Source organism: Saccharopolyspora rhizosphaerae, assembly GCF_003931915.1.
In the GTDB taxonomy this organism is placed as follows: domain Bacteria; phylum Actinomycetota; class Actinomycetes; order Mycobacteriales; family Pseudonocardiaceae; genus Saccharopolyspora; species Saccharopolyspora rhizosphaerae.
Map to the genome: position 1 here is coordinate 105,526 of NZ_RSAA01000015.1, position 12,953 is coordinate 118,478.

Here is a 12,953-nt window from a genome sequence, read left to right on the forward strand (position 1 = left end):
AGGGTACCTGGGGCGGCGTTGTGGGTTGGCACGTGGTGGGCTAGCTCGGGTCGATCTCCTCGCCGTCGGTCTCCACCCGGTTGCGGCCTGCGCGTTTTGCCTTGTAGAGGGCGATGTCGGCTGAGGCGAAGAGTTGTTCCAGGTCGTTGGGGCCTGCGGCGACGCCGATGCTGACCGTGGGTTTCTTCTCGAGGCGGCCCAGCACGAGGCGCCAGTCGTGCGAGTTGACCGCTGAGCGGATGCGCTCGGCGACGACCGGGCCTGCTTCGCGGGAGTCTTCGGCGGCGTCGACCAGGAGGACGACGAACTCGTCACCTGCCCAGCGGCACAGCAGGTCGCCGGCGCGGCACTCGCGGCGCAGGAGGTTGGCGACCTCCTGCAGGACGACGTCGCCCGCGGTGTGCCCGGCGAAGTCGTTGACCTCCTTGAACCAGTCGACGTCGAGCAGCACCAGCCACGGGATGCGGCCCGCTGCTGCGGTGCGCTCCAGCAGGACGGGGGCCAGGCGCTCCAGGCCGAGCCGGTTGGCCAGGCCGGTCAGCGGGTCGCGCAGCGCCGCCTCGCGGGCGGCCATGGCCATCCGCTGGGCTTGGGTGGCCACCCGTCGCTGTTCCAGGGCTTGGCCGAGACCTTCCTTGAGGATGTCCACGGCGGAAACCGCTGCCGACACCGCGCGGCGCAGGGCCGCCGCTTCACCGACCGGGTCACCGAGCTCCCGGCAGATCTCGGCGAGTTCGCGGGAGAAGTGCATCATCAGGGCGGACTCCCTGATGTTCTCCGCGTTCTCCAGGGCTCGGCTGGCGAACGTGCGAGCCTCGGTCAGGACGCCTTGTGAGCGCCGGACGTGGGCGAGCACCCAGTTCGCCATGCCCACCGCGTAGAGGTTGGCGGCGTCCCGGCCGAGGGTGAGCGCCTCCTGCGCGATGCGCTCGGCGGTCTCCACGTCGCCCAGGCCGGACAGCGAACGGGCCAGGCAGGCCAGCGCACAGCTCTTGATCCCACCCGGCTTGGCCAGCGACTGGGCCTCCTCGCAGAGATCGCGGGCCGCGGCGAACTGGTGGTTGGCCTGGTCCTGGTCACCGGCCGCCTGGAACACCCGGGAGACGCCTTCGCGCAGCGCGCAGTGCGCGAGCGCCGGCTGGTCACCGGCGTCGCGGGCGATCTGCACCGCCAGCGACATCAGGTCCATCGCCGGCCCGCGCCGCCCGATGCTCTCCAGGATGTAGCCGAGCATGCTGACGGTGTGCGCGGAGGAACCACCGGACGGCGGCCGGGTGTCGAGCTCCGTCCAGCCCTCGGTGATCAACTCGAGTGCGAGGGGGATGCGGCCGAGCCGCCAGGCCAGCAGCGCCCGGTGCACCAGCACGGTGGAGCGCACCCAGCGCTCGTCGACGAAGTTGGCGCCACCGGCGATCAGCTCGTCGAAGGCAGCATCGGCCTTGGTGAAGCCGCCTGCGTTGAGCAGTTGCCTCACCTGTCGGTCCTGGGCCGGGATGTGGCCGGCCAGCGGTTGGTCCTCCTGCTGCACCGCGACCCCGTCGTGAGCACGTCATCGTGGCCGCTCGGCCGAGCGGCCTTCCCGAGGCTACCGGTTGCGCCCGCGCCCGTACGTTTCGTAGTGCACGACGTCCTCCAGCGGCATCCGCTGGCGCCAGCCGTGCCGTTCGAGGTCAGGCGTGTCAGCCAGCTCGCGAACCGGCCCCACGCACAACCATGCCACCGGCCTCACCTCGCTGGGAACTCCGAGCAGCCTGCGCAGGAACTCCTCGCGGTAGAAGCTCACCCAGCCGACCCCGAGGCCCTCGGCCGTCGCGGCCAGCCACAGGTTCTGGATCGCCAGGCACACCGAGTACAGCCCGGCGTCGGCGATGGCGTGCCGGCCCAGCACTTGCGGGGCACCGCGGCGCGGGTCGTAGGTGACGGCGATGCCCAGCGACGACTCCACGATGCCCTCGACCTTGATCTTCTTGAAGGTCTCGGCGCGCTCGCCGTCGAGCTGGCTGGCGAACACGCTGCGCTCGGCGAGCACGTGCTCGCGGAACGCGCGGCGGGTGCCGGCGTCGCGAACCAGGATGAAGTCCCACGGCTGGGAGAGCCCGACGCTGGGCGCGGAGTGCGCGGCGGTGAGCACGCGGCGCAGCACCGGCTCGGGGACCTCGGCGCCGGAGAACTCCCGGCGGACGTCCCGGCGGCGGTTGATCACGTCGTAGAGCTCGGCGGCGGGTGCGGTGTCGGTCAGCTTGGGGTTGTGTCCAGGGGTCTTCATCGCGATCAATGCTGCACCGGCGACACCGGTCATCTGGCTCCAGGGTGACCGGTATCGCACGGTGTTCGAGCGGATCGCCCTATTTGTGGTGGTACGGCAGCAGCGCCATCTCCCGGGCGTTCTTGATCGCCTTGGCGACCTCGCGCTGCTGCTGGGCGGTCAGCCCGGTGACGCGGCGGGAGCGGATCTTGCCGCGGTCGGAGAGGAACTTGCGCAGCAGCGCCACATCTTTCCAGTCAACGTGGACGACGCCTTCGCGCTGCAGGAGGTTCGGTCTCGTGCGGTGTTCGACAGGTCGGCGCACGCGATCACCAGCTCGACTTCGTGACGCCCGGCAGCTGGCCCTGGTGCGCCATCTCGCGCAGCCGGATCCGGGAGAGGCCGAACGTGCGGGAGTAGCCGCGTGGACGTCCGTCGACGACGTCCCGGTTGCGCAGCCGCACCCGGCTGGCGTCGCGCGGTTGGCGCTGCAGTTCCCGCTGGGCTTCGACGCGGGCTTCGGGCTCGGTCTTCGGCGAGGCGATGATCCGCTTGAGCTCGGAGCGCCGCGCGGCGTACCGGGCGACGACCTCCTTGCGCTGCTCGTTCCGAGCGATCTTCGACTTCTTGGCCACGTTGTCCTCTCGATCTGTCCCTCCCGCCAACGCCCCCTCGGGACCGGAGGCGGTCGGGTGGTGGCGCGAACCGGGGGTTCGCGGGTGTGGGTGGGTGTCAGCGTTCCTCTCGGAACTCGACGTGCCGGCGGGCGACCGGGTCGTACTTGCGCAGCCGCAGCCGGTCCGGCGTGGTGCGGCGGTTCTTGGTCGTGACGTAGGTGAACCCGGTGCCGGCGGTGGAGCGGAGCTTGATCACCGGTCGGACGTCGGTGTTCTTCGCCATCAGACTCGTTCCCCTCGAGCGCGCATCTCGGCGACGACGGCGTCGATGCCGCGCTTCTCGATCGTCTTCATCCCCTTGGCCGACAGCCGAAGCCGGATCCACCGGTTCTCGGAGGGCAGCCAGTAGCGCTTGTGCTGCACGTTGGGCAGCCAGCGGCGGCGCGTCTTGCGGTGGGAGTGCGAGACCTGGTTGCCGTAGCTGGGCTTAGTGCCGGTCACCTGGCAGCGGACGGACATGACCTACCTCTCGATAACGACATCCATTTTCATCTGAGCCGTCGCCAGGGTAGCGTGGCGGCAGTGAAAACGAAAACCATTGTCGATTGAGGTGGGGATGTTCACCGACCCGTCCGCGCGGACGCCGCTGCTGCTGGTGGCCGGCCTCCGCGAACCCCAGGTCGCCGAGGCGGCCGAGGCGGCGCGCCGGCGCGATCCGGCAGGCACCGCGCTGGTGCACGCCGACCTGCGCTCGGTGGCGGAAGGAGTGGTGCGTCGCCAGGTCAGGCACGGCGACCACCACGACAACCAGGTCCTCGAACTCGCGCACGGCTGCGTGTCGTGCACCGTGCGCGAAGACCTCCTGCCCCTGCTGCGCCGGCTCGCCGCAGCGCCCGACGTCCACCGCATCGTCGTCCAGCTCGACCCGTCGCTGGAGCCCGAGGCGATCTCCTGGGCACTGCGCCACGTCCAGGTCGACGGCCGTGCGCTGCTCTCCGACGTCGAGGTCGAAGCCGTGCTGACCACGGTCGACCTCGGCACATGGCTGCCCGACAGCACGGGGGATGAGGAGCTCGCCGAGCGCGGTCTCGGCGGGAGCGCCGACGACGAGCGGACCGTCGCGCAGGTGGCCGTCGGGCAGGCGGAGTTCGCCGACGCGATCGTGCTCGCCGGAACCGCCGAGGACCGCTGGCAGCAGGTCCGCACCGAAGCCGTGCTCGCCCGGCTCACCCCGTCGGCGCCGCTGGCCCGCCTCGACGACCTGGACGTCTCCGACCTGCTGGAGCGGGTGCCCGACGGCTCCCGGAGGGGCGAGGTCGACGGACCGCACGGCCGACTGCTGCGTGGTCAGCCGTCGCTGGACACCGACGCCGGGGTGTCCGCGGTGCTGTTCGAGGAGCGCCGCCCCTTCCACCCGAAGCGGCTGCACGAGGCGATCGACCTGCTGCTGGAGGGCGTCGTGCGCACCCGTGGGAGGTTCTGGGTGGCCAGCCAGCCCGACGACGCCCTGTACCTGGAGTCAGCGGGCGGTGGACTGGGCATCGCCCACGCCGGACCGTGGCTGGCCACCGTCGACGACTGGCAGGGCCTCCCCGACGACCGGCGGCTGCGGGCCGAGCTGATCTGGGACGACTACTACGGCGACCGGATGAACGAGCTCGTCGTCCTCTCCTGCGACGCCGACCCGCACCTGATCGTCCACGTCCTGCGCGAGGCCGTGCTCACCGACGACGAGCTCGCCGCGGGTGAGCACGCGTGGGCGCAGTACCCGGACCCGTTCGCCGACTGGCGCGACGAGCGCTGCGCCGAATCCGAGCTGAGGGAGAACCGGTGAAACCCGACATCCACCCGCGCTACGAGCCGGTGGTCGTCCAGGACCGCGCGACCGGCAGGACCTTCCTGACCCGCTCGACCGCGACCTCCGAGGCGCGCATCGAGTGGGAGGACGGCAACACCTACCCGCTGATCACCATCGACGTGACCGCGTACTCGCACCCCTTCTGGACCGGCGACCAGCGGGTCGTGGACACCCAGGGGCGGGTCGAGAAGTTCCGCCGCCGCTACGGCGACCGCCGCGGATGACCGGCACGCCCGCACCTGCACCCTGACGACGAACGGAGGACCTCGACATGGCAGTCCCCAAGCGCAAGACGTCCCGCTCCCGCACCCGGCACCGCCGCTCGCAGTGGAAGGCGCAGGCCCCGGACCTGGTGCCGATCGTGGTGGACGGCGAGCGGAAGCTGGTGCCGCGAGCGCTGGTCCGGCACTTCCAGCAGAGCTGACGAGGACCGCGGCGCGCGCTGACCCGTGGCCGGCGCGCGCCGCGGTCGAGACGGCGGTCACCGCGACGCGCGAGGCGGCGGGGGTTCTCAGGTCGTTCTCAGGGCAACCGGTAACACTGTCCGCATGCGCATCCTCGTCGTCGACGACGACCGTGCCGTGCGGGAGTCGCTGCGGAGGTCCCTGCAGTTCAACGGCTACCAGGTCGAGCTCGCGGCGGACGGTCAACAGGCACTGGACCACCTGGCCGACAACCGGCCGGACGCCATGGTCCTCGACGTGATGATGCCCCGACTCGACGGCCTGGAGGTGGCGCGCCGGCTCCGCAGCACCGGCGACGACCTGCCGATCCTGGTGCTCACCGCGCGCGACGCCGTGTCCGACCGGGTCGCCGGGCTCGACGCCGGAGCCGACGACTACCTGCCCAAGCCCTTCGCGCTGGAAGAGCTGCTGGCCCGGCTGCGCGCCCTGCTGCGCCGCGCCACCCCGCCCGAGGGCGGTCCCGACGCGCAACCCGCCGCGCTGCGCTTCGCCGACCTGGAACTGGACCCCGGGACCCGCGAGGTCCGCCGGGGAGAGCGCTCGATCAGCCTCACCCGCACCGAGTTCGCCCTGCTCGAACTGCTCATGGCGCACCCCAAGCAGGTGTTGACCCGCAGCAGGCTGCTCGAGGACGTGTGGGGTTACGACTTCCCGACCTCGGGCAACGCCCTCGAGGTCTACATCGGATACCTGCGCCGCAAGACCGAGGCAGAGGGTGAACCGCGCCTGATCCACACGGTGCGCGGTGTCGGCTACGTCCTCCGCGAGACGCCGCCATGATGGGCCACCCGATGACGGTTCCCGCGCCGCCACCGCCTGACCTGGACGACCCGCCACCCCCGAGCAGACTGCAGCGCGTCTCGCTGCGCAACCGGGTGACCTGGTTGGCGGCGATGTGCGTGGCCGGTGCGGTGGCGCTGGTGTCGGTCGGTGCCTTCGTGACCGTGCGGGACAGCCTCTACCAGCAGCTCGACGAGAACCTCACCGAGCGCGCCGTGGAGGCCGCCGAAGGTCCGCTGGTGCGCACCTCCGACCTGCAGCAGGTGCCGGTGGCGTTCTTCATCGCCACCAACTACAAGCTCAACGTGCTGTCCGCGGACGGCACCGTGTTCGGGCCGGAGCAGCGCCCGCCGATGAGCGTGCTGGAGCTGTCGGTGGCCAAGGGGCAGGCGCAACGCTCGCTGCGCACCGACAAGCCGAGCAACAGCCGCGTCGTCGCCGTGCCCACCGGGCACAACGCGGCCCTGGTCATGTCGACCTCGCTGCAACCGACCCAGCGCACGTTGGCGCAGCTCAGCGTGGTCCTCGTGGTGATGGGCGGCGCGGGCATCCTGCTCGCCGCGGCTGCCGGGACGGCGGTCGCGCGAGCCGGTCTGCGGCCGGTGCAGCGGCTGACCGCCGCCACCGAGCGGGTCGCGCTGACCGGAGATCTGCGGCCGATCCCGGTCAGCGGTGACGACGAGCTCGCGCGGCTGACCGCGAGCTTCAACGGCATGCTCAGCGCGCTGGCCGAGTCGCAGGAGCGCCAGCGGCGGCTGGTTGCCGACGCCGGCCACGAGTTGCGCACGCCCCTGACCTCGTTGCGCACCAACTTGGAGCTGCTGCTCGCGGCCGCCCGGCCGGACGCGCCGAAGCTGTCCGAGCAGGACCGCCAGGAGATGTTCTCCGACGTGCAGGCCCAGGTGGAGGAGTTGTCGGCGCTGGTGGGCGACCTGGTCGAGCTCGCCAGGGAGGACACCCCGCAGGCGGTGCACGAGCCGGTCGACCTCGTCGAGGTCGTCGAGCGCGCGCTCAACAGGGCCCGTCGCCGCGCCCCGCGCACCGAGTTCGACGTGCGGCTGGAGCCGTGGGTGATGATGGGCGATGCGACCGCGCTGGAGCGGGCGGTGCTGAACCTGCTGGACAACGCCGCCAAGTGGAGCCCGGACGGCGGCCACGTGCGGGTCGAGCTGCGGCCGGAGGAAGGCACCGGGATGGCCGTGCTGGAGGTCGCCGACAGCGGCCCGGGCATCGCCGAGGCGGACCGGCCCTACGTCTTCGAGCGCTTCTACCGCTCCTCGGACGCGCGCACGCTGCCCGGCTCGGGGCTCGGGTTGTCGATCGTCAAGCAGGTCGCTGAGCGCCACGGCGGGTCGGTGCTCGCCGCGCAGGCGCCGGAGGGCGGCGCGCTGCTGCGCATGGCGCTGCCCGGCAACCCGCAGCAAACCGAACAGCAATGAACACCGAATAGCGATCTCGTCGCCAGATGCCCCGATGTCCGCCGGGTATTCCGTCAGGTATTGTTGGTTCTTGTTGACTTGACGACCGAAAGCCAGCGCCCGGCCAGGGGGTGGACGTGCTCGCGCGACAACGCCAGGAAGTGATCCTCGACGAGGTGCGGCGCACCGGCGCCGTGCAGGTCGGTGAGCTGGTGCAACGGCTCGGCGTGTCGGACATGACGATCCGCCGCGACCTCGACGCGCTCGCGCGCCGCGGCCTGGTCGAGAAGGTCTACGGCGGCGCGACCTCCACGATCGGCGCGAGCACCGACGAGCCGGGCTTCGAGGCCAAGTCCGTGCGGCAGCTCGCCGAGAAGGAGGCCATCGCGAAGCTCGCGGTCGAGCAGGTCCAGCCCGGCTCCGCGATCGGCCTGTCCGCGGGGACCACGACCTGGACGCTGGCACGCGAGCTCGACGAGGTCCCCGACCTCACCATCGTCACCAACTCGGTCCGCGTCGCCGACGCGCTGCAGCAGCGCGGCCGGGTCGACCGGACCGTGGTGCTCACCGGCGGCGTCCGCACGCCCTCCGACGCGCTCGTCGGACCCGTCGCGGTGCAGTCGCTGCGCTCGCTGCACCTGGACCTGGTGTTCCTCGGCGTGCACGGCATGGCGCCGCGCGCGGGTTTCACCACGCCGAACCTCAACGAGTGCGAGACCAACCGGGCCTTCGCCGAGGCCGCGGGCCGGTTGGTGGTGGTCGCCGACAGCTCCAAGTGGTCGACCGTGGGGATCTCCACGATCGTCGACTTCGACGAGGTCGACCTGCTCATCAGCGACCAGGGTCTGCCGCCGGACGCGCGCGAGCTGCTGGGCGAGCACGTCGAGCTGCTGCTGGCCGATCGGCGGCCTACGGAGGAGGACGAGTGAAGCGCACCGCGCGTCGCCTGGCCGACGGCCGGGAGATCATCTACTTCGACGACGAACCGGGCCGGGAGCGCGCCGCGGAGGACACCCGCGAGCTGCCGCCTCAGGCTCCGGCGTCGGAGATGCGGCTCGATCCGCTGACCGACGAGTGGGTCGCCATCGCCGCGCACCGGCAGTCCCGCACCTACAAGCCCCCGGCCGAGATGTGCCCGCTGTGCCCGACTTCGCCGGGGCGGCCCACCGAGATCCCGGAACCCGACTACGACATCGTGGTCTTCGAGAACCAGTTCCCGTCGTTCGCCGAAGGGATTCCGGGCGAATCGTCCACTGTGGACGGGATGCCGATGGTGCCCGCCGCGCCCGCCCGGGGCCGCTGCGAGGTCGTCTGCTTCACCTCCGACCACGACTCGTCGTTCGCGGCGCTGGGCCCCGAGCGGGTCCGCGGCGTCGTCGACGTCTGGGCCGATCGCACCACCGCGCTCAGCGCGATCCCCGGGGTCGAGCAGGTCTTCTGCTTCGAGAACCGCGGCGAGGAGATCGGCGTGACGCTGCACCACCCGCACGGGCAGATCTACGGCTACCCGTTCGTCACGCCCAAGACCCAGACCATGCTGCGCGTGGCCGAGGCCTACCGCGCCGAGCACGGGCGGCACGTCATGGGCGACGTGCTGGCCGCCGAGCGCGCCAGCGGCTCGCGGGTGCTGGTCGACTCCGAGCACTGGACGGCGTTCGTGCCGGCCGCCGCGCGCTGGCCGGTGGAGGTCCAGATCGTGCCGCACCGCCAGGTGCCCGACATCGCCGCGCTCACCGACGACGAGCGGGACGACTTCGCCCCCACCTACCTGGACGTGCTCGGCCGCCTCGACCGCCTCTACGACAAGCCGCTGCCCTACATCGCCGCCTGGCACCAGGCGCCGGTCCGCACCGGGCGCGACCTGTCCTGGCTGCACCTGGAGCTGTTCTCGGTGCTGCGCAGCGCCGACAAGCTCAAGTACCTCGCCGGTTCCGAGTCCGGCATGGCGGTCTGGATCAACGACGCCACCCCCGAACAGATCGCGGAACGACTCCGCTAGAGCGCGTGCACCTCGTGCACGTTCTCCCCGCCCTCTGCTGCGTGGGGGTTTTCCCGTTCAGCGGGGTGGGTGGGAACGATCTTGGGACTTATCATGCGTGGCCACAGCCAGATCTCAGGCACTTCTCAGAACCCCGGAGCACAGTGGAGCCATGACCGAACACACCCCGGAATTCGGTGACAAGCCGGAAGAGCCGAAGCCCAGCGGCGAAGGCGTCGGAGCGGGCGACACCCCTCGATCCGGGGTGCCGCCGCAGCAGCCAGGCCCGTCCAGCCAGCCGACCCAGCCCGGCCAGCCGCAGGCCGGCGCCCAGGGTGCGTACGGGCAGCAGCCGTACGGCGTGCACCAGCAGCCGCAGTTCGCGCAGCAACCCTGGGCCGGCTACCCCTCGGGCCAGCCTGCGCAGCACAAGCCCGGCCGGAGCCTGGCCACCGGCGCGGCCGTCCTCGCGCTGGTGTGCGGCCTGGTCGGCGGCGGTGTCGGCGGTTTCGTCGGGTACCAGCTCGGCGGTGACAGCGGCAGCGGCGTGAGCGCGCTCGACGAGTCCAAGCCCGCACGCAGCGCCAGCACGGCGCCGCAGGGGTCCGTGCAGAAGGTCGCCGAGAAGGTCTTGCCGAGCGTGGTGCAGATCCAGATCGCCAGCTCGCAGGGCTCCGGCGAGGGCTCGGGCATCGTGCTCAGCGGGGACGGCCTCATCCTCACCAACAGCCACGTCGCCGAGGGCGCCCGGAGCGGTCGGCTGACGGCGCTGTTCCACGACAACCGGACCGCACCGCTGCGCGTGGTGGGCACCGACCCCAATTCGGACCTCGCGGTGGTCAAGGCCGACATCACCGGCCTGACGCCGGCCGAGCTCGGCCGCAGCGACGACCTGAACGTGGGTACGCCGGTGGTGGCCATCGGCTCGCCCTTCGGCCTGTCCGGCACGGTGACCAGCGGCATCATCAGCGCCAAGGACCGCCCGGTGCGTGCGGGCGGGGAGTCCGGCAGCCAGGACACCGTGCTCAACGCCCTGCAGACCGACGCTGCGATCAACCCCGGCAACTCCGGTGGCCCGCTGGTGGACATGGACGGCCGCGTGGTCGGCATCAACTCCGCGATCTACAGCCCCGGTTCCGGTCAGCAGCAGGCCGGCTCGGTGGGCCTGGGCTTCGCGATCCCGATCGACCAGGCGCGCCGCATCGCTGACGAGCTCAAGGAGACCGGCTCGGCGAACCAGACCACGCTCGGGGTGATGATCACCAATGGTCCGCAGGTCGGCGCGCTGGTCCGCGAGGTGACGCCAGGCGGGCCGGCGGAGCAGGCCGGTCTGAAGCCGGGCGAGGTGATCACCAAGGTGGACGACCGGGCCATCCTCGACGCGGACGCCTTGGTCGCGGCGGTGCGATCGCACAACCCCGGTGATCGGGTCAAGATCACGATCGGTGGCCCCGGTGGCGAGCGCACGGTCGACGTGACGCTCACCGGCCAGAAGGGCTGAACCCCTGATCGCGTCGGCCGGAGTTCCGCGACCTGCCGCGTCGCGGGACCGGCCGACGTGTCCACGTCACGTCGCGCTCACAACGAGAACTGGGGAGGACCATGTCCGACAAGACGGGCACTTTGTCCGGGAGCACGCCGAGGTTGGTGGGTCTCAGCGACACCTTTGCACTGACCGAACCCGACCTTGGGACTACGGTGACCGGCATGGAACGCAGCGCGCAGCGGTTGGGGCGAGCCCTGGTGGTCGTGGTGGACGACCGTGTGGCCCAGGGCGAGCAGGAGGACAACATCGGTCCGTTGGTGACCGAGTTGCTGGAAGAGGCCGGGTTCATCGTCGATGGGACCGTCGCGGTGGCCGGTGAGACGGTGGACATCCGCAACGCGCTGAACACGGCGGTGATCGGGGGCGTCGACGTCGTGATCACCGTCGGCGGCACCGGTGTGTCGCCCCGGGACGTCACCCCGGACGCCACCGCGGGTGTCCTGGACCGGCCGATCCCGGGCATCGCCGAGGCGCTGCGGGCGTCCGGTCTGGCCGCGGGCGCGATCGACGCCGGGGTTTCGCGCGGACTCGTCGGGGTCTCCGGCAGCACGCTGGTGGTCAACCTGTCCGGCTCCCGGGCCGCGGTCCGCGACGGCATGGCGACGCTCACGCCGCTGGTGGCGCACGTGATCGAGCAGCTCTCCGGACTCGAAACGGCCTGATGACGACGGAGGTGGCGGCCTCGATCGGGGCCGCCACCTCCGCTCGTGGCGGATCAGCCGGGCTTCGGGCCGCTCGTGTCGTCCGGGCCCGTGCTCCGCGGACCGCCCTCGGCGGGACCTGCGGAACCTCGCTTGAGCACGCCTTCGACCTTGCCGCTCACCGACTCGATCTTGTCGTGGTACTTGCCGCCGGTGGCCTTGTCCAGGCTCGACTTGGCGGCGTCGAGACCCTTGGCCGCGCTCGGACCTGCCTTCTCGGCGAGCTCCTCCGCCTTGACCTTGGCCTGGTCGGCCACGTGCTTGGCCTTGTCCAGGAAACTCATCGCGGCCTCCCTGCGTAGCTGCCTCCCGTGGTCGCGGGAGGTGCACTCACTGTAACGGAACTCACACTCCGTGAGGCCGGTCCGTGCGTGGAGCGCCGCGACGGAGGCAGGATGGACGGGTGACCAGTGAACCGCCCGAGACGAAGGCCGAGCGCGACAAGCGCCGCAGGATCGCCGAGATCTTCGGCGACGTGCTGCCGGAGACCACCTCCGACGACCGCCCCGAACCGTCCTCGGCGAGCACCCCCGAGAGCTGGTACCGCGAGAACCGGCCACCTCACCACGACGCCTCCTGAGGCTGTCTCTCGGATCGTTCTGCGTTCCGGGTGCGGTTAGCGGCTCCGAGTACTCGAGCTTGCGAACGCGGCGTCACGGCGTGCTCGCCACGAAGCCGCTCAGAACCTGGGCCGGCTGAGTCCCACACCGGGAACGACGGCTACCGCCGCACGTGTGGGCAGGGGCTTGGGCGTCAGTTGCGCGAAGCCCCGTTGCCGTTGCTCGTGGTCGTGGTCGTGGTGGTCTTCTCCCCGTCGTCCTCGGTAGCGGCGAGGCCCTCGATGTGCGGCAGGCCCTGCTCGGCGCGCAGCAGGTCGCGGATCTCCTGCAGCAGCTCCACGTCGGTGGTTTCGGCCTGACCCTCTTCCTCGCCCTTCTTGCGCCGCTCGGAGATCTTCTGCATCGGCACGACGAACAGGAAGTAGACGACCGCGGCGGTGATGAGGAACGTGATCACCGCGTTGATCACCGCGGCGAAGTCGATGGTCGAGGCCTGGTTGCCCGGGACGACCTGGATGCTCAGGCCGGAGACGTTGCCACCACCGGTGGCCGCGATGAGCGGCTTGATGATGTTGGTGGTGAAGGCCGTGACCAGGGCCGTGAACGCGCTACCGACGACCACCGCGACGGCGAGGTCGATGATGTTGCCGCGCATCAGGAAGTCCTTGAAACCCTTGAGCACGCTGAGATTCCCCTTTCAGAGGCTGGTGTGTCCGGAACCGTCCGGAGCGGTGATCGCGCCACGGGTTCCCTCGCCGAGCGGCGCGGTCCGGGCGCGGAGGGCAG

General features: G+C 71.1%; 18 protein-coding genes. 10 read left to right on the forward strand and 8 right to left on the reverse strand.

The window, feature by feature from the left end:
* Positions 1–40 precede the first annotated feature (40 nt).
* From EIL87_RS15375 to rpmB, 6 genes are all read right to left on the reverse strand, one after another.
* Complete coding sequence (locus tag EIL87_RS15375) at positions 41–1,528, reverse strand: GGDEF domain-containing protein (RefSeq protein WP_233576273.1); 1,488 nt, start codon at positions 1,526–1,528, stop codon at positions 41–43.
* Between the two features lie 57 nt (positions 1,529–1,585).
* Complete coding sequence (gene bluB, locus EIL87_RS15380) at positions 1,586–2,266, reverse strand: 5,6-dimethylbenzimidazole synthase (RefSeq protein WP_125091239.1); 681 nt, start codon at positions 2,264–2,266, stop codon at positions 1,586–1,588.
* 79 nt (positions 2,267–2,345) lie between these two features.
* A complete protein-coding gene (rpsR, locus tag EIL87_RS15385) occupies positions 2,346–2,570 on the reverse strand; it encodes a 30S ribosomal protein S18 (protein WP_125091240.1) in 225 nt (74 codons plus the stop codon).
* 4 nt (positions 2,571–2,574) lie between these two features.
* The gene (gene rpsN, locus EIL87_RS15390; RefSeq protein WP_125091241.1) at positions 2,575–2,880 is read right to left on the reverse strand and encodes a 30S ribosomal protein S14; all 306 of its coding nucleotides are present in this window, start codon (positions 2,878–2,880) and stop codon (positions 2,575–2,577) included.
* Positions 2,881–2,977: 97 nt separating this feature from the next.
* Complete coding sequence (rpmG, locus tag EIL87_RS15395; RefSeq protein ID WP_125091242.1) at positions 2,978–3,145, reverse strand: 50S ribosomal protein L33; 168 nt, start codon at positions 3,143–3,145, stop codon at positions 2,978–2,980.
* Positions 3,145–3,381: a 50S ribosomal protein L28 gene (gene rpmB / locus EIL87_RS15400; protein ID WP_125091243.1), complete on the reverse strand. Its 237-nt coding sequence runs from the start codon at positions 3,379–3,381 to the stop codon at positions 3,145–3,147. Before rpmB ends, rpmG begins: the two co-directional genes overlap by 1 nt.
* 97 nt (positions 3,382–3,478) lie before the next feature.
* Here rpmB and mrf point away from each other — a divergent pair, with 97 nt between their 5' ends.
* From mrf to EIL87_RS15445, 9 genes are all read left to right on the forward strand, one after another.
* Entirely contained in the window at positions 3,479–4,696 is a 1,218-nt protein-coding gene (gene mrf, locus EIL87_RS15405; protein ID WP_125091569.1) for a ribosome hibernation factor-recruiting GTPase MRF, read from the forward strand.
* Entirely contained in the window at positions 4,693–4,944 is a 252-nt protein-coding gene (locus EIL87_RS15410) for a type B 50S ribosomal protein L31 (protein WP_125091244.1), read from the forward strand. The genes mrf and EIL87_RS15410 overlap by 4 nt, the downstream gene beginning before the upstream one ends.
* Before the next feature lie 47 nt (positions 4,945–4,991).
* The gene (gene rpmF, locus EIL87_RS15415) at positions 4,992–5,144 is read left to right on the forward strand and encodes a 50S ribosomal protein L32 (RefSeq protein WP_125091245.1); all 153 of its coding nucleotides are present in this window, start codon (positions 4,992–4,994) and stop codon (positions 5,142–5,144) included.
* A gap of 124 nt (positions 5,145–5,268) precedes the next feature.
* On the forward strand, positions 5,269–5,964 hold the full coding sequence (locus EIL87_RS15420; RefSeq protein WP_125091246.1) for a response regulator transcription factor: 696 nt from the start codon (positions 5,269–5,271) through the stop codon (positions 5,962–5,964).
* Positions 5,965–5,975: 11 nt separating this feature from the next.
* Positions 5,976–7,403, forward strand: a complete 1,428-nt coding sequence (locus tag EIL87_RS15425) for a sensor histidine kinase (protein ID WP_125091247.1) — start codon at positions 5,976–5,978, stop codon at positions 7,401–7,403.
* A 116-nt stretch (positions 7,404–7,519) separates the two neighbouring features.
* Positions 7,520–8,311, forward strand: a complete 792-nt coding sequence (locus EIL87_RS15430) for a DeoR/GlpR family DNA-binding transcription regulator (RefSeq protein WP_125091248.1) — start codon at positions 7,520–7,522, stop codon at positions 8,309–8,311.
* Positions 8,308–9,381, forward strand: coding sequence for a galactose-1-phosphate uridylyltransferase (gene galT / locus EIL87_RS15435; RefSeq protein WP_125091249.1), 1,074 nt, complete (start codon positions 8,308–8,310; stop codon positions 9,379–9,381). Before EIL87_RS15430 ends, galT begins: the two co-directional genes overlap by 4 nt.
* A gap of 151 nt (positions 9,382–9,532) precedes the next feature.
* The gene (locus EIL87_RS15440; protein WP_199740430.1) at positions 9,533–10,861 is read left to right on the forward strand and encodes a trypsin-like peptidase domain-containing protein; all 1,329 of its coding nucleotides are present in this window, start codon (positions 9,533–9,535) and stop codon (positions 10,859–10,861) included.
* A 206-nt stretch (positions 10,862–11,067) separates the two neighbouring features.
* Complete coding sequence (locus EIL87_RS15445; protein WP_125091250.1) at positions 11,068–11,568, forward strand: MogA/MoaB family molybdenum cofactor biosynthesis protein; 501 nt, start codon at positions 11,068–11,070, stop codon at positions 11,566–11,568.
* A 53-nt stretch (positions 11,569–11,621) separates the two neighbouring features.
* On the opposite strand, the gene EIL87_RS15450 is transcribed toward EIL87_RS15445, so the two are convergent.
* Entirely contained in the window at positions 11,622–11,891 is a 270-nt protein-coding gene (locus EIL87_RS15450) for an antitoxin (protein WP_125091251.1), read from the reverse strand.
* Positions 11,892–12,010: 119 nt separating this feature from the next.
* Here EIL87_RS15450 and EIL87_RS27085 point away from each other — a divergent pair, with 119 nt between their 5' ends.
* On the forward strand, positions 12,011–12,187 hold the full coding sequence (locus EIL87_RS27085; RefSeq protein ID WP_199740431.1) for a hypothetical protein: 177 nt from the start codon (positions 12,011–12,013) through the stop codon (positions 12,185–12,187).
* Positions 12,188–12,360: 173 nt separating this feature from the next.
* Here EIL87_RS27085 and mscL read toward each other — a convergent pair whose 3' ends face one another.
* Positions 12,361–12,849 (reverse strand): large-conductance mechanosensitive channel protein MscL, encoded by a 489-nt coding sequence (gene mscL / locus EIL87_RS15455; protein WP_125091252.1) that lies wholly within the window; start codon positions 12,847–12,849, stop codon positions 12,361–12,363.
* Between the last annotated feature and the right edge of the window lie 104 nt (positions 12,850–12,953).

Bases quoted from the DNA above. Each gene is read 5' to 3' on its own strand.
- bluB (WP_125091239.1), bottom strand. From the start codon at position 2,266: ATGAAGACCCCTGGACACAACCCCAAGCTGACCGACACCGCACCCGCC.
- rpmG (WP_125091242.1), bottom strand. From the start codon at position 3,145: ATGGCGAAGAACACCGACGTCCGACCGGTGATCAAGCTCCGCTCCACC.
- rpmB (WP_125091243.1), bottom strand. From the start codon at position 3,381: ATGTCCGTCCGCTGCCAGGTGACCGGCACTAAGCCCAGCTACGGCAAC.
- mrf (WP_125091569.1), top strand. From the start codon at position 3,479: ATGTTCACCGACCCGTCCGCGCGGACGCCGCTGCTGCTGGTGGCCGGC.
- rpmF (WP_125091245.1), top strand. From the start codon at position 4,992: ATGGCAGTCCCCAAGCGCAAGACGTCCCGCTCCCGCACCCGGCACCGC.
- EIL87_RS15420 (WP_125091246.1), top strand. From the start codon at position 5,269: ATGCGCATCCTCGTCGTCGACGACGACCGTGCCGTGCGGGAGTCGCTG.
- EIL87_RS15425 (WP_125091247.1), top strand. From the start codon at position 5,976: ATGACGGTTCCCGCGCCGCCACCGCCTGACCTGGACGACCCGCCACCC.
- EIL87_RS15440 (WP_199740430.1), top strand. From the start codon at position 9,533: ATGACCGAACACACCCCGGAATTCGGTGACAAGCCGGAAGAGCCGAAG.
- EIL87_RS15445 (WP_125091250.1), top strand. From the start codon at position 11,068: ATGGAACGCAGCGCGCAGCGGTTGGGGCGAGCCCTGGTGGTCGTGGTG.
- EIL87_RS15450 (WP_125091251.1), bottom strand. From the start codon at position 11,891: ATGAGTTTCCTGGACAAGGCCAAGCACGTGGCCGACCAGGCCAAGGTC.